Raw genomic sequence first — 22,273 nt, 5'->3', positions numbered from 1 at the left:
CGGAACGAGCGGAGCGGCACGGGTCAGGGCGGGCCGGGTGCCTCCGTCGCGGCGTCGGCGGGGACCGGTGCAACGCCGTGCGCGCGGAGGAAACCGGCGACCGCGGCGGGCCAGCCGAACTCCTCGGCCCGGTGCCGGGCGGCCGACCGCCGCGCCACCTCCGGGCGCTCCAGCAGCCGGACGACCGCGGCGGCGATCGCCGACGGGGTGCCGTAGGCGGCCAGCCCGCCCGGCCCGATCACCTCCGGCAGCGCACTGGCCGCATTGGCCACCACCGGGGTGCCGCTGGCCAGCGCCTCCAGCCCGGCCAGGCCGAAGGTCTCCACCGGACCGGGTGCGAGCACCACGTCCGCGCTGGCCAGCAGCGCGGCGATGGCGGCCCGGTCGGGCAGGAAGCCGGCGAAGTGCACCGGCAGGCCGGCCGCGCGCCGGGCCAGCGTCGCCCGCAGCGGCCCGTCGCCGACCATCACCAGCACTGCGGGTACGCCGGCGCGGCGCAGCCGGGCGAGGGCGGCCACCGCCAGCTCGGGGCGTTTCTCCACCGACAACCGGGCGCAGTGCACCAACAGCACCTCGGTGTGGTCGGCGTACCGCTCACGCAGCACCGGGTCGGCGCGGTCGGGGTGGAACGTGGTCAGGTCGACCCCGAGCGGCACGAGGTCGACCGGCGGGCCGGCGAGGCGGTCGAACTCCTCCGCTGCCCAGCGGGTGGTGCAGACCACCCGGTCGTAGTGGTGCAGGGTCTCCCGGTTGAGCCGGTCGGCGACCCGCCGGGCCGGGGCGCCCGGCAGCCGCCACTGCCCGAGCAGCCCGGTCAGGCTCTCGTGCGAGACCATCACCGACGGCACGCCGTGCGCCCGGGCCCACCGGCCGGTCCAGCGCAGGGTGCTCCGGTCGGAGACCTCCAGCCGGTCGGGCGCCAGGTCGGCGAGCACCCCGGCCAGCCGGCGCCGGTCGGTCAGCAGCCGGTACCCGCCGCTGCCCGGCAGCACCGGCCCCGGCAGGGTGACCACGCGGCCCCACGGCTGCCGGGTGTCGGCGTACCGCTCGCCGGGGATCACCAGCACCGGTTCGTGGCCGGCGGCCAGGTAGCCCTCGCCGAGGTGCCGCAGGGCGGTACGCAGCCCGCCGGAGCGGCCGGTCACGAAGTTGGCCACCCGGACGATGCGTACCCCGCTCACCTGGGGGCCCGGAGGCCGGCGAGCGGCGTGCCGGCGACGGCGGCCTGGTAGTGCCCGACCAGTTCGTCGCCGACGGCGCTCCAGCTGCGGCGGCTGACCGCCGCCCGGGCGGCGGTGCCGTACCGGGTCCGGCGGTCGGGGTCGGCGACCAGCTCGGCCACGGCGGCGGCGAGCGCGTCCCCGTCGTCGGGCGGGACCAGCAGCCCGGTCACGCCGGACTCGACCAGGTCGACCGGGCCACCGCTGGCCGGCGCCACCACCGGCACGCCGCTGGCGGCGGCCTCCTGCAGGGTCTGCCCGAACGTCTCGTGCGGGCCGGTGTGGACGAACACGTCGAGGCTGGCGTAGAGGCGGGCCAGCGCCTCCCCGTGCTGCACGCCGAGGAACCGCACCCCGGGCAGGGCGCGTTCGAGCTGCCGGCGGGCCGGGCCGTCGCCGGCCACCACGACCCGTACGCCGGGCAGCCGGGACGTCGCCGCGAGCAGTTCCACCCGCTTCTCGGGGGCGAGGCGGCCCACGTAGCCGACGAGGAGGTCGTCGTCGGGTGCCAGGGTACGGCGCAGCGGGTCGCTGCGCCGGGTCGGGTGGAACAGGTCGGCGTCCACGCCCCGCCGCCAGAGCCAGATCCGCTGGATCCCGTTGGCGATCAGGTCGGCGGCGGCGCGGGTCGACGGCGCGAGGTTGCGCTGCGCGCAGTTGTGGATCTCGCGGAGCCGGCGCCAGGCCGCGGCCTCACCCCAGCCGACCCGGTACGCGCGGGCGTAGGAGGCCACGTCGGTCTGGTAGACGGCGACGACGGGCAGGTCGTGCCGGACGGCCAGGGTCGCCCCCGCCGCGCCGAGGACGAACGGGCTGGCGAGGTGGACGACGTCCGGCCGGTGGCCGAGCAGGGCGGCGGCCAGCCCGGCGGTCGGTACGCCGAGCCGGAAGCCCTGGTAGCGCGGCAGCGGCAGGCTGGGGATCCGCACCACGGGGTAGGGGTGCGGATCGGTGGGTCGGTGCCGGCCGCGGGCGGGCGCGGGCGCGATCACGAGCGGCTCGTGTCCCCGCGCCACGAGGTGTTCGGCGGTCCGGACGACGGAGTTCGCCACGCCGTTCACATCCGGCGGGAACGACTCGGTCACGATGGCGATCCGCATGGCCCGAGGGTGGGGGCCGGACGGGTGCGCCAGGCGACCAGCCGCTGACGGATCGGCGAACACTACGGCAACGCGGCGCGCCGCCGTCGTGGTCAGACGTCGTAGCAGGCGCCGGGGCGGACCACGTCCAGCGGCCCGACGTACGCCCCGGCCGCCGACTCGACGGTGTGCGCCTCGCTGCCCCAGGCCGCCACCAGATGGGTGAGCAGCAGTCGACCCACCCCCGCCTTGGTGGCCGCCTCGCCGGCCTCCCGGCCGGTCAGGTGCAGGTCCGGTGGGTTCTCCACGCCGTCGAGGTAGCTGGCCTCGCAGAGGAAGAGGTCGGCGCCCTGGGCGAGGCGCAGCAGCGCGTCGCAGGGCGCGGTGTCCGCCGAGTAGCAGAACACCCGGCCGTTGTGTTCCAGCCGCACGCCGTACGTCTCGATCGGGTGGTTCATCCGGTCGACGGTGACGGTGAACGGGCCGATCGGGAAGGTGCCGGGCTGGAGCCCGTAGAACTGGTAGACGTCCTCGACCGTGCTGTCCTCCTGCCCGTACGCGCTGGCGATCCGGTCCGGCGCGCCGGAGGGGGCGTAGACCGGCAGGGGCGGGTATGGGCCGTCCGGGGCGTAGCGGCGCACCACCACGTAGGACGCCGCGTCGAGCATGTGGTCGCAGTGCAGGTGGGTGAGGAGGATGGCGTCGGGGGCGTGCAGCCCGACGTAGCGCTGGAGGGTGGAGAGCGCCCCCGGGCCGAAATCGATCAGGAGGCGGAAGCCCTCCGCCTCCACCAGGTAGGCGGAGCAGGGGGACTCGGGGCCGGGGAAGCTGCCCGCGCAGCCGAGGACGGTCAGTTGCATCCGGTCGCCCCGATGTCACGCTTCGTAGTCGAAACGCCGGCAGTCGTTCCGCCGATGATCACAACCGACGCGTACGCCACGCTGCGCAGCCTACGCGTCGGTCCGGGCGGGCAAGAATGATCCAACGGAAGTTGTCATCAACGTGACACCCGTACACGTCCGGTGCCGACACGGCGGAGGCGGGCCGGCTGGCGGATGACGCCGACCGGCCCGAACCGCCGACCGTCAGGCCCAGAGCTGCCCATCGAGGGCGTCCTCGGCGTCCGCCAGGGTGCCCCCGTACGCCCCGGTCGACAGGTACTTCCAGCCGCCGTCGGCGATTACGAACGCGACGTCGGCCGGGCGGCCCGCCCGGACCGCCTCGTGCGCCACCGCCAGGGCGGCGTGCAGGATCGCGCCGGTGGAGAAGCCGGCGAAGATCCCCTCCACCTCGACGAGCTGCCGGGTACGCAGCACCGCGTCCCGGGTGCCCACCGAGAACCGCCGGGAGAGCACCCCCGCGTCGTAGAGCTCGGGGACGTAGCCCTCGTCGATGTTGCGCAGGCCGTAGACCAGCTCGCCGTAACGGGGCTCGGCGGCGACGATCTGGATGCCGTCGACCTTCTCCCGCAGGAAGCGCCCGGTGCCCATCAGGGTGCCGGTGGTGCCCAGACCGGCCACGAAGTGGGTGATCGTGGGCAGGTCGTGCAGCAGCTCCGGCCCGGTCGTCTCGTAGTGCGCCCGGGCGTTCGCCTCGTTGCCGTACTGATAGAGCATCACCCAGTCGGGGTGCTCGGCGGCGATCTGCTTCGCGGTGGCGACGGCCTGGTTGGAGCCGCCGGCGGCCGGCGAGAAGATGATCTCCGCGCCGTACATCCGGAGCAGCTGGACCCGCTCGGTGGAGACGTTCTCCGGCATCACGCAGACCAACCGGTATCCGCGCAGCTTGGCCACCATGGCCAGGGAGATCCCGGTGTTGCCGCTGGTCGGTTCCAGGATGGTGTCACCCGGTCGGAGCTGCCCCGCCGCCTCGGCGGCGCGGACCATGAACAGGGCGGCCCGGTCCTTGATGCTGCCGGTCGGGTTCCGGTCCTCCAACTTGGCCCAGAGCCGCACCGGCGGCGCCCCGTCGGGCACCGTCGGCGAGAGCCGGGGCAACCCGATCAACGGCGTACCGCCGCAGGCATCGAGCAGGCTGTCGTACCGCGCCATGACGACCGCCGTCAGCGGCGCGCTGCGCGCGCGCCCACCGCACCGTGCTGCGCGATCGCCGCGGCGGCGGCGAAGCCGAACGCGCCGCCCGCCACGGCCGGCAGGATGGTGACGCTGTCACCGTCGTTGAGCTTGGCGTCGAGCGCGCCGAGGAAACGGACGTCCTCGTCGTTGACGTAGACGTTGACGAACCGGTGCAGCGCGCCGGCGTCGGTGACCAGCCGGGCCTTCAGGCCGGCGTGCCGGGCGTCCAGGTCTGTGAGCAGGTCGGCGAGCGTGTCGCCGGCGCCCTCGACGACCTTCGCGCCGCCGGTGTAGCTGCGCAGGATGGTGGGGATGCGAACCTCGATGGCCATGATGTCTCGTGCTCCTTGAACGGGTGGTGCCAGGTGACGGGGGAAAGAAGGAGGTGCCGGCGCTGGAAGGTCAGCGGCCGGAACACTCGTAGTCGACCGTCGCCGGGCTCTGCCCGAACATGTAGGACTGGACGGCGTGCGGGTCCACGGCGGCATCCACGATCCGGACCGGCTCCTCGGTCACCACCCCGTCGACGATGCGGAAGGAGCGGATCTCTTCCGTGTCGGGTTCGCGGGTCGAGACGAGCAGGTAGTGCGCTCCCGGCTCACCGGCGAAGGAGATGTCCGTCCGGGACGGGTACGCCTCCGTCGCGGTGTGCGAGTGGTAGATGACGACCGGCTCCTCGTCGCGGTCGTCCATCTCCCGCCACAACCGCAGCTGCTCCATCGAGTCGAACTCGTAGAAGGTCATGGAGCGGGCGGCGTTCTCCATCGGGATGTGCCGGGTTGGGGTGTCGCTGCCGGCGGGACCGGCGACCACGCCGCACGCCTCGTCTGGGTGGTCCCGACGCGCGTGGGCCACGATCGCGTCGATGATCGACCGGTCGATGCTCAGCACGCCGACCAGCCTAGCGCCTGGGCGTCACGGGCGGCGAGGTGGTGACCGTCACGAATCAGTCGATCAGGGCGTTGAGCAGGGATTCCTGCAGATACCCGAGGTACGCGTAGACCGACAGTTGGAACACCCGGGAGGAGGTCGGGTCCTCGGCGACCGCGTCGTCGAGCTCCTCCCCGAGGTCCATGCCGTCCTTGATCTCCAGCCGGACCCCCATGGCCAGCCGGGCGTCGTTGAGCGCCCGCAGCCATGCCTCGGCCGCCTCCGCGTCGAGGCGCACCTCGCCGCCGGCCTCACCGTCGGGCAGCGCGGCGAGGATGGCACCTGCCTGGTCGATCTTGGCGGTCTTGAGGTCGCCCTCGGTGTAGCGGCGGAACTCCGCGGTGTTCGCCGCGTCCTCGGGATACACCGCGGGGAACAGCCGGCCGACCACCGGGTCGCCGTGGTCGAAGCCGTCGGTGAGCAGGCCGACCACCTCGGAGGCGACCTTGCGCAGCACCCGGGCCTCGTCCACCGCGAAGATGGCCACGTAGCGGTCGCCGTGGCGACGGAACATGCTCACGACCTTTCCACCGTCGCCCAGAGGCCGTACGCGTGCAGCTGCGACGCGTCGTGCTCCATCCGCTCCCGGGCGCCACTGGAGACGACCGCCTTGCCCTTGTGGTGCACATCCAGCATGAGCTGCTCGGCCTTCTCCCGGCTGTACCCGAAAAGCTTCTGGAACACCCAGGTCACGTACGTCATGAGGTTGACCGGATCGTCCCAGACGATGGTCACCCAGGGCCGGTCGTAAGCCGGCACCTCTTCAGTGTCCGGCGTCTCGACCGGCGCAACCTGTGGAGCCGCCATGCCCCCCATCGTGCCACCGGATCCGGGGAACTGATGAACCGGAACGTCACCCCGGCCCGGATCACCCGCCCGGGCCGCCCACGGCGACCCGGCCGGCCGGCCGGCGACCCCGACCTCAGGCGAGCAGGATGCCGTGGTCGACAGCATCGGTGAGCACCGCCTCCAGCGAGAGCCGGATCACCTCGAAGCGACAGGACAGCTCGCGGGACAGTTCCAGCTCGACCTCCCGCAGTGCCCGCTGCGACCAGGAGCGGGCGCTGTTCGGGTCGTCGTTGCCGGGGACGCGCCAGTGCTGCCAGCAGCCGCCGGAGAGCGCCACCCCGATGGGCGGCAGCACCTCGTCGCGTGCCGCGCCGGGGAAGCCGGCCAGGGCGTCCGTCGCCCCGGTGCCGCTCAGCCCGGCCACCCCGGCCGTGCTGGTGACCAGCAGCACCCGGTCCAGCTCCCCGCCGGCCGGCTGGTCGGCGAGGCCCCACCGGACGGCGTGGGTGATCCGGCGCCGCACCCCCTCCGCCAGCGGCGCGCCGAAGACCCGGGCGGCCAGGTCGTCGACGATGCTCCGGACCGCCTCGTCGCACTGGGCGGTGGCGAGCAGCGACAACGCTTCCATCTCCCGGTCGAGCAGCTGCGGCAGGCCCGCGCAGCCGACCCCGAAGACGATCTCCTGCACCACCCGGAGGTGGATGTTGGCCAGCTCCAGGGCGAGGTGCTGGCGGATCCGCTGGGCGCACGAGCGGGCCTGACGGTCGAGGCGGTCGGTGAGGTCGCCCGGGTCGAGCCCGGGCAGGACGGCCACCCGGTGGTGCACGCCGGGCGGCTCCGGCGGGTGGGTGCTGGCCCGCCGCAGTCCCTCGTCCGCCGCCCAGCCGACGAGGGCGCGGCGCAGGGCCGAGTAATCCGCCTGCCGCACCGGGTACCAGCGGGCCGAGGCGAGGCCGGGCACCGCGGACAGCAGGGCCGCCCGGTGCGCCGCCAGGGAGACCTCCGCCGGGTCGACCCGGCGGTCCGCCGCACGCGGCCCGGGCGGCCGGGCACGACCGGCCGACGCGACGGACGCCCCCGGGTCCTCCGTCGTCGTCGGGCCGGCCGCCGGGGCCGCCCAGCCGGCCGCCCCGGGGGTGACCGCGAAGAACACCTCGACCCGGGCCCGGGCCACCTCCGCCAGCAGGTGCAGCTCGGCGGCGGTGAACGCCTGGTCGGCGGAGATCACGAAGAGCAGGGCGCCGGCCCGACCGACCGCGTCGAGCAGCACCTGGTCACCGGCGACGCCGAGCGAGCCGGTGTCCGGCGTGTCGAGCACCGAAAAGCGGCGCAGCAGCGGGTCGGGCAGGCTCAGCTCCACCCGGCGCGGCGGACGGGCCAGTGCCGGGCCGGCCGCGAGCAGATCCGCGCCGTACGAGTGCGGCTGGCGGTAGCCCGGCACGTACGCGGCGCGGGTCGGCACCTTGGCGTGGTTGACGAGCAGGCAACTGCCGGCGGGCACGGCCAGCATGCCGGGCGCCAGCCCGAGCAGGCCGGCGAGCAGCTCGCGCCGGCCGGCGCCGGCCGGACCCGCGACGACGACGGCCAGCGGCTCCTCGGGGCGGGGCTCGGTCACCCCGAGCCGGGTGGGCAGCGGGGCGCAGCGGGTTCGCTCGGCTGGCGCGCCCAGTTCGGACACGTCGACCGAGGGCAGCGGACGCTGCATCATGAGATGGCCTCCCAACCAGGCGACCGGGTTGCGGACCGCGTCGCGTGGGAAATCCTGCGGGGTTAGTGTGGGCTGCCCGGAAGAGTACTTCTGTCGCAAGTCCGACAACGAACACTCCCGATACTCAGGGCTGATCGGCCAGTTACTCAACTTCGGTGCGTGACGCTCCACACGCGGACGGATAAACATCGATATGCTGCTCGGATGAGTCGCTGGGACTTCGTCGGCCGGACGGATGAACTCAACCGTCTGATGTCAACGGTCGGCGGCTCCGAGGGGCGCGGGTTGTTCTTCAGCGGCAACGCCGGAGTCGGCAAGAGCCGGCTGCTGCGCGAAGGGGTGGCAGCCCTCCCCACCGACCGGTATGCGATCTGGTCCGTCGCGGCCAGCGCCACCACCGCCACGCTGCCCTTCGGCGGCCTGGTACAGGTACTCCCCGCCCAGCAGCCGCCGGGGCTCTCCCCCGCCGGCGTCCTCCGCTGGGCCGTGGACATGCTTCAGCAACAGGCCGCCGGCCGACCGATCGTGCTCGCGATCGACGACGCGCACCTGCTCGACCCGCCCTCGGCCGCGCTGGTCCACCTGCTCGCCCGCGCGGAGAACGCGACCGTGATCGGCACCCTGCGCAACGGCGAGCAGATCCCGCTGCCGATCCGCGCCCTGTGGACCGACGACCTGGTCGACCTGGTCGAGCTGGCCCCGCTCGGCCCGACCGAGACCGGCGGCCTGCTCGCCGCGATCCTGGGCGGCCCGGTCGACGACAAGTCGTCCGAGCGGCTGTTCAAGCTCTCCGCGGGCAACCCGCTGCTGCTACGCGAGCTGGTGCTGGCCGCCTCCGGCGGCGACGAGCTGAGCCGGACGTACGGGATGTGGAAGTGGACCGGCCGGCTGGAGCTGGCCCCCAGCCTCACCGACCTGATCGGCATCCGGATCGGCCAGCTCACCGCCGGCGTACGGTCGGTGGTCGAGCTGGTCGCGTTCGGCGAGCCGCTCGGCCTGCAACTGCTGCAGAAGGCGGTCGACCCGGCCGACGTGGAGGTCGCCGAGGAACGCGGCCTGATCACCATGGTCCACGACGACCGGCGGTTGGACGTCCGACTCGCCCACCCCCTCTACGGCGAGGTGATGCGACGGCAGTGCCCGGTCAGCCGGACCCGCCGGCTCCAGGCCACCCTGGCCGAGCTGCTGGAGCAGTTCGGCCAGCGCCGCCGGGACGACCTGCTCCGGGTCGCGGTGTGGCGGCTCGACTCGGGCACGGCGCAGGACCCGGCCCTGCTGCTCGCCGCAGCTGCCCAGGCCTTCGGCCGGTACGACGTGCCGCTGGCGACCCGGCTGGCCCGGGCCGCGCTGGACGCCGACGGCGGCTTCGACGCCGCGGAACTGCTCGCCACCATCCTCATGTTCGGCGACCGGCCGGACGAGGCCATCCAGGTGCTCGACTCTGTCGCTGGAGAGATCGGCTCCGACCGGCGGCGCAGCCGCTGGCTGACGGTCCGCGGCATGGTCAGCTACTGGGGGCTCAGCCGCGAGTCCACGGTGGAGGAGATCGCGGCCCGCGGCGACGAGATGACCGACTCGGCCGACCGGGCTCGGGTCCGCGCCTTCGAGGCGGCCATGCGACTGCACCGGCTGGACACCGACACCGCGCTACGGCTCGCCCAGGCCGTGCTGGACCGCCCGGCCTCCCCCGTGGCGGCCCGGGAGCTGGTCCGCTGCACCATCGCCCACCTCCAAGCCGCGCAGGGGCAATACCAGCGCAGCGCCACCGCCATCGCCCTGGTGCAGGAGGAGGCGGCCCGCTGGCGGGGCGACATGCCATACCTCCAGCTCGCCATGGAGCTGGCCCGGGGCACCCGGCTGGCGCTCTCCGGCGACCTGGCCGGCATCGACGCGATCGTCGCCGACGAGTTCGCCGACCTGGCCGGCGCGGGTGACTTCCGGCTCGGCACCGGCTACCTGGCCATTCTCCAGGCGTACGCGGCGCGGCTGCGCGGGCGCAGCGACGAGGCGCTCAAGACCAGCCTCGACGCCTGCGCGGTGCTCGCCACCAGCCGGGTGTACGCCGGGCTGGCGCACGCCGAACGCGCCCAGGCTGCGGCCCTGCGCGGCGACGCCACGCACGCGGCCGAGGCGATGGCCGAGGCGGACCGGACCCACGCCCCGGGCATGGCGGTGCTGTATCCGTGGCTGGAGCAGGCCCGAGCCGCCGTCCACGCAGCAACCGGTGACCTGCCGACCGCCGCCAAGCACCTGTGCGCGCTGGCCGACCGGCTCCGCGAGGACACCCTCGCCGGCCACGAGTTGCTCGTCCTGCTCGACATGGTCCGGCTGAACCAGGCCGCCGCCCCGGTCGGGCCTATGTGCACCGACGGCGACCGCCGCACGGTGGCGCAGCGGCTGGCCGAGCTCTCCGAGCGGGTCGACGGGACGCTGCCGCCGCTGGTCGCCCGGTACGCCCGCGCCGCGGTCGAGGACTCTGTCCCCGAGCTGCTGGCCGTCGCCGACGACTTCGCCGCCCGGGACCTGATCGTGTACGCCGCCGAGGCAACCGCGATGGCCCTGCACCGGCTCGGCCGGAGCCGGGTCGCGGCGACCACGCCGGTCCGGGAACGGCTCGCCGGACTGCTCGCCCGCTGCGACCAGCTCTCCACCCCGGCCCTGCGGCGGCTCCGGCCCGCACTCAGCGACCGCGAGTGGGAGGTCGCGAGGCTCGCGGCCGAGGGAGCCACCAGCCGGGCCATCGCGGAGCAGCTCTACCTCTCCACCCGCACCGTGGAGAACCACCTCCAGCGGGTCTACAGCAAGCTCGGGGTGACCGGCCGGGCCGAGCTGCGGGCCGCACTGTGGTCGATGCCGGGGCACGACGGCGGGGATCCGGCCTGAACTCTTAGGCTGGAGCCGTGAGCACCCTTCGCCCCGCGCTGCTGACCGACCACTACGAGCTGACCATGGTCAGCGCCGCGCTCCGCGACGGCACAGCCGATCGTCGCTGCGTCTTCGAGGTGTTCACCCGGCGCCTGCCGGCGGGCCGCCGCTACGGGGTGGTCGCCGGGACCGGGCGGCTGATCGAGCTGATCCGGGATTTCCGGTTCGACGCCGAGGAGGTCGAGTTCCTCCGCCGCAGCCGGGTGGTGGACGACCGGGCCGCCGAGTGGCTGACCAACTACCGCTTCACCGGTGACATCGACGGGTACGCCGAGGGTGACCTCTTCTTCCCCAGCTCCCCGATCCTCACCGTCTCCGGCGGGTTCGCCGAGTGCGTGGTGCTGGAGACGCTGGTGCTGTCGGTGCTCAACCACGACTGCGCGGTCGCCGCGGCGGCCGCCCGGATGGTCACCGCCGCCCGCGGCCGGACGCTGATCGAGATGGGCTCCCGCCGGGCGCACGAGGGGGCGGCGGTGGCCGCCGCGCGGGCCGCGTACCTGGCCGGGTTCCGGTTCACCTCCAACCTCGCCGCCGGCCACAAGTACGGCATCCCGACGGCCGGCACCGCCGCGCACGCCTTCACCCTGCTGCACGACGACGAGCGGGCGGCGTTCGCCTCGCAGGTCGCCACGCTGGGCAAGGACACCACGCTGCTGGTCGACACGTACGACATCAGCGAGGGCATCCGCAACGCCATCGCGGTGGCCGGGCCCGAGCTGCGGGCCATCCGGATCGACTCGGGCGACCTCGCGGTGATCGCCCAGCAGTCCCGGGAGCTGCTCGACTCGCTCGGTGCCACCGAGACGAAGATCATCGTCAGCGGCGACCTGGACGAGTACGCCATCGCCGCGCTCGCGGCCGAGCCGGTCGACATGTACGGCGCCGGCACCGCCGTGGTGACCGGCTCTGGCGCGCCCACCGCCGGCCTGGTCTACAAGCTGGTCGAGGTCGACGGCCGCCCGGTGGTCAAGCGCTCCGAGCGCAAGGCCACCATCGGCGGCCGGAAGGTGGCGGTACGCCGGCACAAGCCGACCGGCACCGCGACCGAGGAGATCATCGTGCCGCAGGGTGTGCCGGACCGGCAGCCGAACGACCGACTGCTCCAGCACTCCTTCATCGTGCACGGCGAGCCGGTGGCGCTGCCCACCCTCGACGAGTCGCGGGAGCACCTGCGGCAGTGCCTGATCTCCATTCCGTGGGAGGGCCTGAAGCTCTCCGGCGGCGACCCGGCCGTTCCGGTCACCGTCGTACCCGCGACCTGAGGAGGACCGCCAGCGTGAGCAACGCGTTGATCATCGTGGACGTGCAGAACGACTTCTGCGAGGGCGGCTCGCTGGCCGTGGCCGGCGGGGCGGGCGTGGCGGCCGGCATCTCCCGGCTGCTCGCCGCCGAGCCGGACCGATGGGACCACGTGGTGGCGACGAAGGACTACCACATCGACCCGGGCGCCCACTTCGGCGAGCCGCCGAACTACGTCGAATCCTGGCCGCGGCACTGCGTGGTCGGCACCCCCGGGTCGGAGTTCCACCCCGACCTGGAGACCGGCCGGGTGGAGGCGATCTTCCACAAGGGCGAGTACGCGGCCGCGTACTCCGGGTTCGAGGGGCACGCCGAGGACGGCGAGTGCCTGGCCGACTGGCTGCGCCGGCACGGCGTCGACCGGGTCGACGTGGTGGGCATCGCGACCGACCACTGCGTCCGGGCGACGGCCCTGGACGCTGCCCGGGAGGGGTTCGGCACCACCGTGCTGCTGGACCTCACCGCCGCCGTGGCACCGGAGACGCTGGACGTGGCGCTGCGGGCCATGGAGGGCACCGGGGTCACCATGCTCGGCGCGCCTGTGATCAGGGCCGCTTGACCAGGTAATCGGTTGCTGATTGTCGTACCCCCGGTCGAGGATGTGCGCCGGAGGTACGGACCGTCGTGAACTTGAAGCCTTACCGGGAGGCGCTCGCCCTGCCCGGTCTCCGGTCGCTGCTGCTGGTGTCGGTGCTGGCCCGCATCCCGCTGACCGCGACCGGGGTGACGCTCACCTTTCACGTCGTGCTCGACCTCGGCCGGGGGTACGGCGCCGCGGGCCTGGTCGGCGCCGCATCGACCGTCGGCGCCGCGCTCGGCTCTCCGCTGCTCGGGCGGCTGGTGGACCGGCGCGGGCTGCGCCCGGTGCTCCTGTTGACCACGATCGCCGAGGGGATCTTCTGGGCCAGTGCCCCGGCGCTGTCGTACCCGGTGCTGCTGCCGGCCGCGTTCCTGGCCGGGCTGCTCGCCCTGCCGGTCTTCTCGGTGGTCCGCCAGTCGGTCGCCGCGCTGGTGCCGGCCGAGCGGCGCCGCCCGGCGTACGCGCTGGACTCGATGTCTGTGGAGCTGTCGTTCATGGTCGGCCCGGCGCTGGCCGTGGCCGTGGCGACCGCCGTCTCCCCGCGGCTCACCATGTGGGCGGTCGGGGTTGGCATCGTCGCCTCCGGGATCGGGTTCTGGCTGCTCGACCCGCCGACCCGCAGCGCCGACGAGCCGCCCGGCCCACACCGGAAGGTGCCCCGCCGCGAGTGGCTGACGCCCCGGCTGCTCGCCGTGCTGGCGGTGAGCCTGGCCGCCACCCTGGTGCTCGGCGGCACGGACGTCGCCGTGGTCGCCGTGCTGCGGGCCGGCGGCGAGGTCGGGTGGACCGGGGCCGTGCTGACCATGTGGGCAGTGGCGTCGCTGGTTGGCGGCTTCGCGTACGGGGCGGTCACCCGCTCGTTCTCCCCGCTGGTGCTGATGGCGGTGCTCAGCCTCACCACGATCCCGGTCGGGTTGGGCGGGGCGCACTGGTGGCTGCTCTGCCTGGCGCTCATCCCGGCCGGGGCGCTCTGCGCGCCCACCATCGCCTCGACCGCCGACGCGGTCAGCCGGCTCGCCCCGGCCGGCGTACGCGGTGAGGCGATGGGCCTGCACGGCTCCGCCGTCACCGTCGGCATCGCGCTCGGGGCGCCGCTCGCCGGCGCGGTGATCGACGCCTCGTCCCCGCCGTGGGGCTTCGCGGTCACCGGCGCGATCGGCGTGCTGGTCGCCCTGGCGGTGCTCCCGATCGAGCTGCGCCACCGCCGTCAGGCCGCCACCGAGCCGGCCACCCCGGAACTGGCCCCCGCCACCGTCTGACCCACCGCCTCCATACCCGGCTACCCGTCCCCGGACCCCCGGCCCCGCCTATGGTCGCCGGTCGGACGTTGCCTGATTGGGGCGGCCGGTCGGGTGGCCGGGTGCCGGATCATTTGGCGACATCGGCTCCCAGCACCGACCCGCCGGCCGACCTGGCCCCCTGGGCCCAGGCCCGGCCGCCGGAGCTGTGCCGGCGTTGCCACACCAGCTTGCCCAGGTGCCGGGCCGACCGGTCCTCGTCGCGCCTACAAACTTGATGACGTGAATGGATCACCGGACGGTTCGATTGCGGTGAATCATCTACGTCATCAAGTTCGTAGCGGCTGGGGCGCCACCCCTCGGCGCGGCGCTGGCGGTGCCGAGCGAAGCCGACCGCGTGATGTCGCACGATCCGTCGCACAACATCGCGGAAGTTGGCCCCGCCGCCAGCCATCGAGACAGAAACGCCCCCGAGGTTGCGACCAGCGCACAACCAGGCCAGCGCCCCACTGCTGGGGCATGCCGCCGGGGCAGGGGCCGGAACGGCGACGGGCGCCGCACCCGGTGGGGTGCGGCGCCCGTGGCGCAGTGCCGGCAGCGGGTCAGCGCCGGTCGAGGTTGCTGGCGACGTCTTCCTGGTAGCTGGCGCCACCGTTGGACTCACTCGTCAGCGGCTTGGCGCCGCCCTCGGGCGGGCCGGCCAGGCTCTGCCCGGCGGCCAGCTCCGGGAACTTGAGGTCGAACGCCGGGCGCTCGGAGCGGATCCGCGGCATCCGGTCGAAGTTCCGCAGCGGCGGCGGGGACGTGGTGGCCCACTCGAGCGAGTTGCCGTAGCCCCACGGGTCGTCGACCTCGACCACCGGACCGGCCTTGTACGACTTCCAGCAGTTGTAGATGAAGGGCAGGGTCGAGATACCGGTGATGAAGGCGCCGATCGTGGAGACCGTGTTCAGGAAGGTGAAGCCGTCGCTGGGCAGGTAGTCGGCGTAGCGCCGGGGCATGCCCTCGTTGCCGAGCCAGTGCTGCACCAGGAAGGTGGTGTGGAAGCCGATCATGGTCAGCCAGAAGTGGATCTTGCCCAGGCGCTCGTCGAGCATTCGGCCGAACATCTTCGGGAACCAGAAGTAGATGCCGGCGAACACGGCGAACACGATGGTGCCGAAGAGCACGTAGTGGAAGTGCGCCACCACGAAGTACGAGTCCTGGAGGTGGAAGTCCAGCGGCGGGCTGGCCAGCAGCACGCCGGTCAGGCCACCGAAGAGGAAGGTCACCAGGAAGCCGACGGAGAACAGCATCGGCGTCTCGAAGGTGATCTGGCCCCGCCACATGGTGCCGATCCAGTTGAAGAACTTCATACCGGTCGGCACGGCGATCAGGTAGCTGAGGAAGCTGAAGAACGGCAGCAGCACCTGGCCGGTGGCGAACATGTGATGCGCCCAGACGCTCATCGACAGGGCGGCGATGGCGATGGTCGCGGCGACCAGGCCCTTGTAACCGAAGATCGGCTTCCGGGAGAAGACCGGGATGATCTCGGAGATGATGCCGAAGAACGGCAGCGCGATGATGTAGACCTCGGGGTGACCGAAGAACCAGAACAGGTGTTGCCACAGCATCGGGCCGCCGGTGGCCGGGTCGTACACGTGCGCGCCGATCAGCCGGTCCGCGGCGAGCGCGAAGAGCGCGGCGGCGAGCAGCGGGAAGACCAGGATCACCAGCAGGCTGGTGACCAGCATGTTCCAGGTGAAGATCGGCATCCGGAACATGGTCATGCCAGGGGCGCGCAGGGTCAGGATCGTGGTGATCAGGTTGACCGCGCCGAGGATGGTGCCCAGACCGGAGATCGCCAGGCCGACCACCCACATGTTCCCGCCGACGCCCGGCGAGTGCTCGCCGTTGCTCAGCGGCGTGTACGCCGTCCAGCCGAAGTCGGCCGCGCCACCGGGGGCGATGAAGCCGGCGGTCGCGATGGTGCCGCCGAACAGGTACAGCCAGTAGGCGAAAGAGTTCAGCCGGGGGAACGACACGTCGGGCGCGCCGATCTGCAGCGGCACCACGTAGTTCGCGAAGGCGAACACGATCGGCGTCGCGAAGAACAGCAGCATGATCGTGCCGTGCATGGTGAAGAGCTGGTTGTACTGCTCAGGCGACAGGAACTGCAGGCCCGGCCGCGCCAGCTCGGCGCGCATGATCAGGGCCATCAGGCCGCCGATCATGAAGAACGCGAACGCGGTGACCATGTACATGATCCCGATCTGCTTCGCGTCCGTGGTGCGCAGCAGCCGCGCGATGGCCGACCCCTTGACCGGCTCGCGGACCGGCCAGGGCCGGGTCACGACCGGCTTGGGTGCGACGGTGGTCACGAGTGGCCTCCGGTTCTGGGTTGTCCCGCTCGGCAAGCGCTGGTCATCTGCGCAGCCGTCATCCGCAAGGAGGATAGTCCCCGGCAGGTGGCACCGCCTTCGGGGGTGGGCCGCTACGATCACCGCCGCCCGGCGCAGCGCCTCAGAGCGGGTCCACGAGAAGCCGGTAGTGCTCCTGGAAGATGCGCCCGCCGCGGCCGCGCAGCAACGGGTCGCGCAGCGCCGGCGGCACGTCGCGGGTCCGGTTGCGGTCCCGGGTGCGGTCCCGCACCCAGCGGGTACGCGGCCGGCGGCGGCTCTCGTACGCGACCAGGGCGGCCTCCACGCTGCCGGCGGCCTTCAGCGACTCGGCGAGCACCACGGCGTCCTCGAGTGCCATGGCGGCACCCTGGGACAGGGTCGGCGCGGTGGCGTGGGCCGCGTCACCGACGAGCAGCACCCGGCCCTGGTACCAGCGCCCCAGCTCGACCTCCTCGGTGATCTCGACGTACACGTCGTCCAGCGCGGCGAGTATCTCGGGGACCGGGCCGCCGTAGGAGCCGAACAGCTCGTGCAGGCGGGCGAGGGGGGCGGCCGGGATGGTGGTGCCCGCCTCGTCGGCGTAGCAGTGCAACCGCCCGGCGCCGATGGGTACCACCAGGAAGCCGGCGCGCTGGCCGAGCAGGGCGGTCCAGTCGGCGACCCGCGGGCCGCCGCGGACGATGCCCCGGTAGACCACCTGGCCGGCGGGACGGGGCGGGCCGCCGAGCGCGCCTAGGGTACGCACCGCGGAGTGCGGCCCGTCGGCGCCGATGACCAGGTCGTAGTCCCCGCAGGTCCCGTCGGTGAAGCCGACGGTGACGCCACCGGGGCGCGGCTCGACGGCGCTGACCTCGGCACCGTGCCGGACCGCCCCGCCGGCGCCGGTGAGCAGCACCCGGTGCAGCTCGGCGCGGGGCAGCGCCCGGCACTCTCCCACCCCGGCCCACAGGCCGTCCAGGTCCACCTCGCACAGCGGCGCGCCGGACGCGTCGAGGAACCGCTGGCGGTGGATGACCTGGCCGAGCGGGCGGAGCGGGCCGTCCAGGTCGAGCCGGCGCAGCGCCCGGGCCGCGTTTCCGGGGAGGTAGAGACCGGTGTCGGCCCGCTCGGTGGGGGGCAGCCGCTCCGTGACGTCGGGCCGGAACCCCGCGAGCCGCAGCGCTCGGGCCACGGCTAGACCGGCGATGCCTGCGCCGACGACAAGGATGCGCAGGGGTGAACCACCCATGGTGGGGTACGCCTCCGGAGGGGTTCGGCACGCGTTGGAGGCACGACACTACTCCCCGCAATCGAAGGGCGGAAGGGCCCATCGGCCCCGGTGGCACCGCCCGTCGGCGCCGCTCGGCGATCCCACCGGCAGGAGTCCCACGTCGACCGGGGGAGGTCGCGCCACGCCACCCGGCGCGGGAGCGCGCGGGCGGGTCACCCGACGTCGACATCCGGGACGGGTCCGACCGGGTGGTTGCGGAAGGCTTTCAGACATGTAAATGTGTTGCAGTGACCGCGCGGAACCTCGGCTACAACGGGACGCTGGCGCCGGGCGCTTCGACCGGCTTCGGCTACCAGGGCACGCTGAGCGGGACGTACTCCTCGCCGACCAGCTTCACCCTCAACGGCGTCGCCTGCGCGCGGGCCTGAGCGAAGCAGACCCGGGGGCGCGGCCCGTGCGGACCGCGCCCCCGGGTCCCCGGCACCCGGCTCAGGACACCGGGCCGGCCGTGCGCACCTGGGTCACCTGGCCGAAACTGTCGTCCGGGCCGTAGGAGCGGTCGAAGCCGGTGCCGGCCACCGCGGTGCTGTCCTGCGTCTGGACGTGCCGCACACCCTGCTCGTCGGTCCACTCCGAGCGGGTCGGCTTACCGGACGCGGTCCAGGTCACCTCGACGGTGGTGGTACCGCTGCCGTCCGTCTCCGTGCAGTCCTCGGTCTCCTCCGTGAAGACACAGTGCCGGCGCAACTCGCGGTACGCCAGGTCCGCCGTGACGGTGGTCACCCCGTCGACCGAGAAGGAGAAGCTGGTGACCGGGACGTCGTAGGACGTCCGGGAGACGCTGTCGCAGACGTACGTCGTGTCGACCGGCGCGCAGTGCGAGTCCTGCCACTCGACATCGATCGTGGCCTGGCCGGCGGCCTTCACCACGTCGATGTCCATGCCGACGTTGTCGTCGTTGTTGCGAAAGAGCGCGTGGGCGTACTTGGTCACCGTGTCGGCCGAGGCCGGCGCGGCAGGCACGAGGGCCGGCGCGGCCAAGGCGACGCCGGCGATGATCAGGATGTTCCGGATGCGGGGCACACTGCTCCTTCGAACCACGGAACCGGAGCAGCCACTGTAGACGCCCGTTCGGTCGCCCGCCGTCCCTTTTCCCGCCGCAGTCAGCCGCCGAGGGCGTCGATGTCGCGCATCTCCTCGGCGGTCAGCGAGAAGTGGAAGACGTCGGCGTTGACCCGGATCCGCTCCGGGTGGACCGACTTGGGGATCACCACGATCTCGTGGTCGATGTGCCAGCGGAGCACCACCTGGGCCGGGGAGACGTTGTGGGCCTGGGCGATCCGCACCAGCACCGGGTCGGAGAGGTCGCTGGTCTTGAACGGGCTGTAGCCCTCCAGCACCACGCCCCGGTCCCGGTGAGCGGCGTGCGTCTGCCGGTCGTACAGCGTCGGGCTCCACCGGATCTGGTTGACCGCCGGATTCTCCTCGGTGGCCTGGATCAGCTCATCGATCTGGCTGATGCTGTAGTTGCTCACCCCCACCGTGCGGACCAGGCCCTCGTCCCGGGCGGCCAGGAACTCCCGCCACACGGGAATGCTGTCCCCCGGCGCGGACGGCGGCCAGTGGATCAGCCACAGGTCGACGTAGTCGGTGTCGAGGGCCCGCAGGCTCGCCTCGATGGCCTCCCGCTCCCGGCCGACCTGGTCCGGCAGCATTTTGGTGGTGAGGAAGACATCCTCCCGGCGCAGCCCGCTCTCCTTGACCGCCCGGCCCACCTCCTCCTCGTTGCCGTACATGGTGGCGGTGTCGATCATGCGGTAGCCCGCGTCGAGGGCGGCGAGCACGGCGTCGTAAGCGGCCCGGCCGGTGGCCTGCCAGGTGCCGAACCCGAGCAACGGGATCCGGACGTCGCCGGAGAGCGGGACGGTTGGTTGCTGCTCAACACCAGTCATGGCGGCTGTTCTACCCCTGATCGGGCCCACCATGCCGGCGACTCGCCGACGGACGGGCCCGGCGCCGCGCGGCGGAAACGGGACGATCCGCCCCACGACACCCCTGCGGGGCGCTGCCGCGTACCGGACAATGCGGGAGTGGCTGACCGGCTGGAGGAGTACCGGCGGAAGCGGGACGCGGCGCGTACCCCCGAGCCGGTGCCGGAACCGGCCCCGGCGCGGAAGCGGACCTCCCGGCGCAAGCCCCGCTTCGTCATCCAGCAGCACCACGCCCGCAGCCTGCACTGGGACCTGCGGCTGGAGCACGACGGCGTGCTGGCCTCCTGGGCGGTGCCGCGCGGCCTGCCCCGCGACCCGGGCCGCAACCACCTCGCCGTGCACACCGAGGACCACCCGATGGAGTACCTCACCTTCCACGGCGAGATCCCGGCCGGCGAGTACGGCGGCGGGAAGATGACCATCCACGACACCGGGACGTACCGCGCCGAGAAGTGGCGCGACGACGAGGTGATCGTGGTGCTCGACGGGAAGCGGACGAAGGGCCGGTACGTGCTCTTCGCCACCGGGGGCCGGGGGCGGGACTGGATGGTCCGCCGCACCGACCCCGCCCCCGAGGGCTGGACCTCGATGCCGGAGCTGGTCCGCCCGATGCACGCCGCCCGGGGGAAGGGCCTGCCGAAGGACGAGACCGCCTGGGGGTACGAGCTGCGCTGGGCCGGGCTGCGGGCGGTCGCGTACGTCTCGGGCGGCCGGCTGCGGCTGCTCGACGAATCGGACGCGGACGTCACCGGGGACTACCCCTGGCTGCGGGCGATGGCCGAGGAGCTGGCCCCCACCGAGGCAGTGCTGGACGGCGTGCTGGTCCGCATCGACCCGGCCGGGCGGGTCAAGCCGCCCACCAAGCGGGACGGCCAGTTCCTGGGCGTCGACCTGCTCTGGCTGGAGGGCGTGACCACCCTCGACGTGCCGTACGCCCAGCGCCGCGAACTGCTCGACGGTCTGGCGCTGGCCGGGAAGCACTGGCAGACTCCGCCGTGGTTCCCGGGTGTCGGCGCGGACGCCCTGCGGACCGCCCGCGAACAGGCGCTCCCGGGAGTCGTGGCCAAGCGGCTCGACTCCCTGTACGAGCCGGGTCGGCGCAGCCGGCACTGGCTGAGCATCGACCCGAGCTGAGGACCACCGTGCACCTGACGCACCTGGAGTGCCCGCGCTGCGGCCGAGAGCATCCGGCCGACAAGCTGCAGAACCTGTGCGAGTGCGGATCCCCGTTGCTGGCCCGCTACGACCTGGCCGCGGTGGCCGCGTCGCTGACCCCGGAGCAGTTCGGTCTCCGCCCGGCCGACCTGTGGCGCTACCGGGAGCTGCTGCCGGTGGCCGACCAACGGTTCGTGACCACGCTGGGCGAGGGCTGGACTCCGCTGCTGCGCGTCCCCGGGTACGGCCAGGAGATCGGCATCCCGGACCTGATCGTGAAGGACGAGGGGCTCACCCCGACCGGGTCGTTCAAGGCACGGGGCGCGGCGGTGGGGGTGAGCCGGGCCCGGGAGCTGGGCGTCGAGCGGATCGCCATGCCGACCAACGGCAATGCCGGGGCGGCCTGGGCGACGTACGCGGCCCGGGCCGGGATGGGCGCGACCATCGCCATGCCGCTGGACGCCCCGACCATCTGCCGGCGGGAGTGCCTGGCGGCCGGGGCCGAGCTGCGGCTGGTCGACGGTCTGATCAGCGACGCAGGCCGGTGGGTGGCCCGGCTGGTCGCCGAGTCGGGCGGGCGGATCTTCGACGCCGGCACGCTGCGCGAGCCGTACCGCCTGGAAGGCAAGAAGACCATGGGGTACGAGATCGTCGAGCAGCTCGGCTGGCAGGTGCCCGATGTGATCATCTATCCGACCGGTGGCGGGGTGGGGCTGATCGGCATCCACAAGGCGCTGCACGAGCTGCACGAGCTGGGCTGGGTGGAGGATCGGCTGCCCCGGCTGGTGGCGGTGCAGTCCACCGGCTGCGCGCCGATCGTCCGGGCGTTCGCCGCCGGCGAGCCGCGCGCCACCGCCTGGGCCGACGCGCAGACCGTGGCGTTCGGCATCACCGTGCCGGCCCCGCTCGGCGACGAGCTGATCCTCACCGCGCTGCGGGAGAGCGGCGGGACGGCGATCGCGGTGGACGACGCCGAGATCCTCGCTGACCTGCGTGACTTCGCCGCCCGGGAGGGGCTGCTGCTCTGCCCGGAGGGGGCCGCCTGCCTGACCGCCGCCCGGCAACTGCGGGCCGGGGGCTGGATCCGGGCCGGCGAGCGGGTGGTGGTGTTGAACACCGGCGCCGGGCTGAAGTACCCGGAGACGGTGGACGTCTCCGGGGTACCGCTGGTGGCGGTCTGATCTGCCGGTCACCCGGTGGGCGGCTCGTCCTGGCCGGCGGCCTCGGCCGCGTCGGCCTCCTCCTTGGTGCGGTGCACCGCGCCGTCGGCGTGATCGGGCGGGCCGTAGACGGTGTAGAGGACGAGCGGGTTGGGGCCGGTGTTGACGAAGTTGTGCTTGGTGCCGGCGGGTACGACCACCAGGTCGCCGGCGACGACCTCCTTCTTCTCCCCGGCCACCCGGGCCTCCCCGGTGCCGCTGACGAAGGTCAGGATCTGGTCGATTCCCTCGTGCACCTCCTCGCCGATCTCCCCACCCGGCGGGATCGTCATGATCACCAACTGGGTGTGCTGCCCGGTCCAGAGCACGCGCCGGAAGTCCGGGCTCCTCTCGGCGACGGTCGCGATCGTGAAATGCTCCATGACGGGCACATACCCGATCGCCGGCACCGGTCACGCCGGGACTTGCAGATGGTGGAATTTGCCACCCCGCCCGGGTTTGCATCCCCTCTGGACGGGCATCTGGTGCGCCAG

20 protein-coding genes and 1 pseudogene are annotated in these 22,273 nt (G+C 73.2%); 7 read left to right on the top strand and 14 right to left on the bottom strand.

Annotation, left to right across the window (positions count from 1 at the left end; all coding sequences use genetic code 11):
• Positions 1-23: 23 nt before the first annotated feature.
• From A6A27_RS00660 to A6A27_RS00620, 9 genes are all read right to left on the bottom strand, one after another.
• Positions 24-1,181: a glycosyltransferase gene (locus A6A27_RS00660; protein WP_073832361.1), complete on the bottom strand. Its 1,158-nt coding sequence runs from the start codon at positions 1,179-1,181 to the stop codon at positions 24-26.
• On the bottom strand, positions 1,178-2,320 hold the full coding sequence (locus A6A27_RS00655) for a glycosyltransferase family 4 protein (RefSeq protein ID WP_073832360.1): 1,143 nt from the start codon (positions 2,318-2,320) through the stop codon (positions 1,178-1,180). Before A6A27_RS00655 ends, A6A27_RS00660 begins: the two co-directional genes overlap by 4 nt.
• A gap of 92 nt (positions 2,321-2,412) precedes the next feature.
• Entirely contained in the window at positions 2,413-3,159 is a 747-nt protein-coding gene (locus tag A6A27_RS00650) for an MBL fold metallo-hydrolase (RefSeq protein ID WP_073832359.1), read from the bottom strand.
• Between the two features lie 225 nt (positions 3,160-3,384).
• Positions 3,385-4,350, bottom strand: a complete 966-nt coding sequence (locus A6A27_RS00645) for a PLP-dependent cysteine synthase family protein (RefSeq protein WP_073832358.1) — start codon at positions 4,348-4,350, stop codon at positions 3,385-3,387.
• A gap of 11 nt (positions 4,351-4,361) precedes the next feature.
• Positions 4,362-4,706: a MoaD family protein gene (locus tag A6A27_RS00640; RefSeq protein WP_073832357.1), complete on the bottom strand. Its 345-nt coding sequence runs from the start codon at positions 4,704-4,706 to the stop codon at positions 4,362-4,364.
• Positions 4,707-4,776: 70 nt separating this feature from the next.
• Positions 4,777-5,265, bottom strand: a complete 489-nt coding sequence (locus A6A27_RS00635; RefSeq protein WP_073832356.1) for a Mov34/MPN/PAD-1 family protein — start codon at positions 5,263-5,265, stop codon at positions 4,777-4,779.
• Positions 5,266-5,320: 55 nt separating this feature from the next.
• Complete coding sequence (locus tag A6A27_RS00630; RefSeq protein ID WP_198940139.1) at positions 5,321-5,818, bottom strand: DUF2017 domain-containing protein; 498 nt, start codon at positions 5,816-5,818, stop codon at positions 5,321-5,323.
• Positions 5,819-5,820: 2 nt separating this feature from the next.
• Positions 5,821-6,111 (bottom strand): ATP-dependent Clp protease adapter ClpS, encoded by a 291-nt coding sequence (gene clpS, locus A6A27_RS00625; protein WP_073832354.1) that lies wholly within the window; start codon positions 6,109-6,111, stop codon positions 5,821-5,823.
• 115 nt (positions 6,112-6,226) lie between these two features.
• A complete protein-coding gene (locus tag A6A27_RS00620; RefSeq protein WP_073832353.1) occupies positions 6,227-7,801 on the bottom strand; it encodes a hypothetical protein in 1,575 nt (524 codons plus the stop codon).
• A gap of 204 nt (positions 7,802-8,005) precedes the next feature.
• Between A6A27_RS00620 and A6A27_RS00615 the strand changes: the two genes are divergently transcribed.
• From A6A27_RS00615 to A6A27_RS00600, 4 genes are all read left to right on the top strand, one after another.
• Positions 8,006-10,684: a LuxR family transcriptional regulator gene (locus A6A27_RS00615; protein ID WP_073832352.1), complete on the top strand. Its 2,679-nt coding sequence runs from the start codon at positions 8,006-8,008 to the stop codon at positions 10,682-10,684.
• A gap of 17 nt (positions 10,685-10,701) precedes the next feature.
• Positions 10,702-11,988 carry a nicotinate phosphoribosyltransferase gene (locus A6A27_RS00610; RefSeq protein WP_073832351.1) on the top strand — a complete coding sequence of 429 codons (1,287 nt, stop codon included), beginning with the start codon at positions 10,702-10,704 and terminating at the stop codon, positions 11,986-11,988.
• A gap of 14 nt (positions 11,989-12,002) precedes the next feature.
• Positions 12,003-12,584 carry an isochorismatase family protein gene (locus A6A27_RS00605; protein ID WP_073832350.1) on the top strand — a complete coding sequence of 194 codons (582 nt, stop codon included), beginning with the start codon at positions 12,003-12,005 and terminating at the stop codon, positions 12,582-12,584.
• A gap of 65 nt (positions 12,585-12,649) precedes the next feature.
• Entirely contained in the window at positions 12,650-13,864 is a 1,215-nt protein-coding gene (locus A6A27_RS00600) for an MFS transporter (RefSeq protein ID WP_073832349.1), read from the top strand.
• Positions 13,865-14,445: 581 nt separating this feature from the next.
• Here the strand turns inward: A6A27_RS00600 and ctaD are convergent.
• Together ctaD and A6A27_RS00590 are read right to left on the bottom strand one after the other, a co-directional pair.
• The gene (gene ctaD / locus A6A27_RS00595) at positions 14,446-16,203 is read right to left on the bottom strand and encodes an aa3-type cytochrome oxidase subunit I (RefSeq protein ID WP_073832348.1); all 1,758 of its coding nucleotides are present in this window, start codon (positions 16,201-16,203) and stop codon (positions 14,446-14,448) included.
• A gap of 142 nt (positions 16,204-16,345) precedes the next feature.
• Positions 16,346-17,452, bottom strand: a complete 1,107-nt coding sequence (locus tag A6A27_RS00590) for an FAD-dependent monooxygenase (protein ID WP_073832347.1) — start codon at positions 17,450-17,452, stop codon at positions 16,346-16,348.
• Between the two features lie 266 nt (positions 17,453-17,718).
• Here A6A27_RS00590 and A6A27_RS00585 point away from each other — a divergent pair.
• Positions 17,719-17,862: pseudogene (locus A6A27_RS00585) on the top strand (cellulose binding domain-containing protein); the annotation flags it as partial.
• 61 nt (positions 17,863-17,923) lie between these two features.
• Here the strand turns inward: A6A27_RS00585 and A6A27_RS00580 are convergent.
• Positions 17,924-18,517 carry a hypothetical protein gene (locus tag A6A27_RS00580; protein WP_073832346.1) on the bottom strand — a complete coding sequence of 198 codons (594 nt, stop codon included), beginning with the start codon at positions 18,515-18,517 and terminating at the stop codon, positions 17,924-17,926.
• An 80-nt stretch (positions 18,518-18,597) separates the two neighbouring features.
• Entirely contained in the window at positions 18,598-19,386 is a 789-nt protein-coding gene (locus A6A27_RS00575) for an aldo/keto reductase (protein WP_073832345.1), read from the bottom strand.
• 138 nt (positions 19,387-19,524) lie between these two features.
• Here A6A27_RS00575 and A6A27_RS00570 point away from each other — a divergent pair, with 138 nt between their 5' ends.
• Positions 19,525-20,559: a DNA polymerase ligase N-terminal domain-containing protein gene (locus A6A27_RS00570; protein WP_073832344.1), complete on the top strand. Its 1,035-nt coding sequence runs from the start codon at positions 19,525-19,527 to the stop codon at positions 20,557-20,559.
• An 8-nt stretch (positions 20,560-20,567) separates the two neighbouring features.
• Positions 20,568-21,761, top strand: coding sequence for a threonine synthase (locus A6A27_RS00565; RefSeq protein ID WP_073832343.1), 1,194 nt, complete (start codon positions 20,568-20,570; stop codon positions 21,759-21,761).
• Positions 21,762-21,769: 8 nt separating this feature from the next.
• Here the strand turns inward: A6A27_RS00565 and A6A27_RS00560 are convergent, their stop codons facing one another.
• The gene (locus A6A27_RS00560) at positions 21,770-22,162 is read right to left on the bottom strand and encodes a cupin domain-containing protein (RefSeq protein ID WP_073832342.1); all 393 of its coding nucleotides are present in this window, start codon (positions 22,160-22,162) and stop codon (positions 21,770-21,772) included.
• Positions 22,163-22,273: the final 111 nt, after the last annotated feature.

The sequence above is a fragment of the Micromonospora sp. CB01531 genome (assembly GCF_001905095.1).
Taxonomy (GTDB): Bacteria; Actinomycetota; Actinomycetes; order Mycobacteriales; family Micromonosporaceae; genus Micromonospora.
Note: the sequence above shows the minus strand (reverse complement) of the source record. Positions and strands in the feature narration are given on the sequence as shown.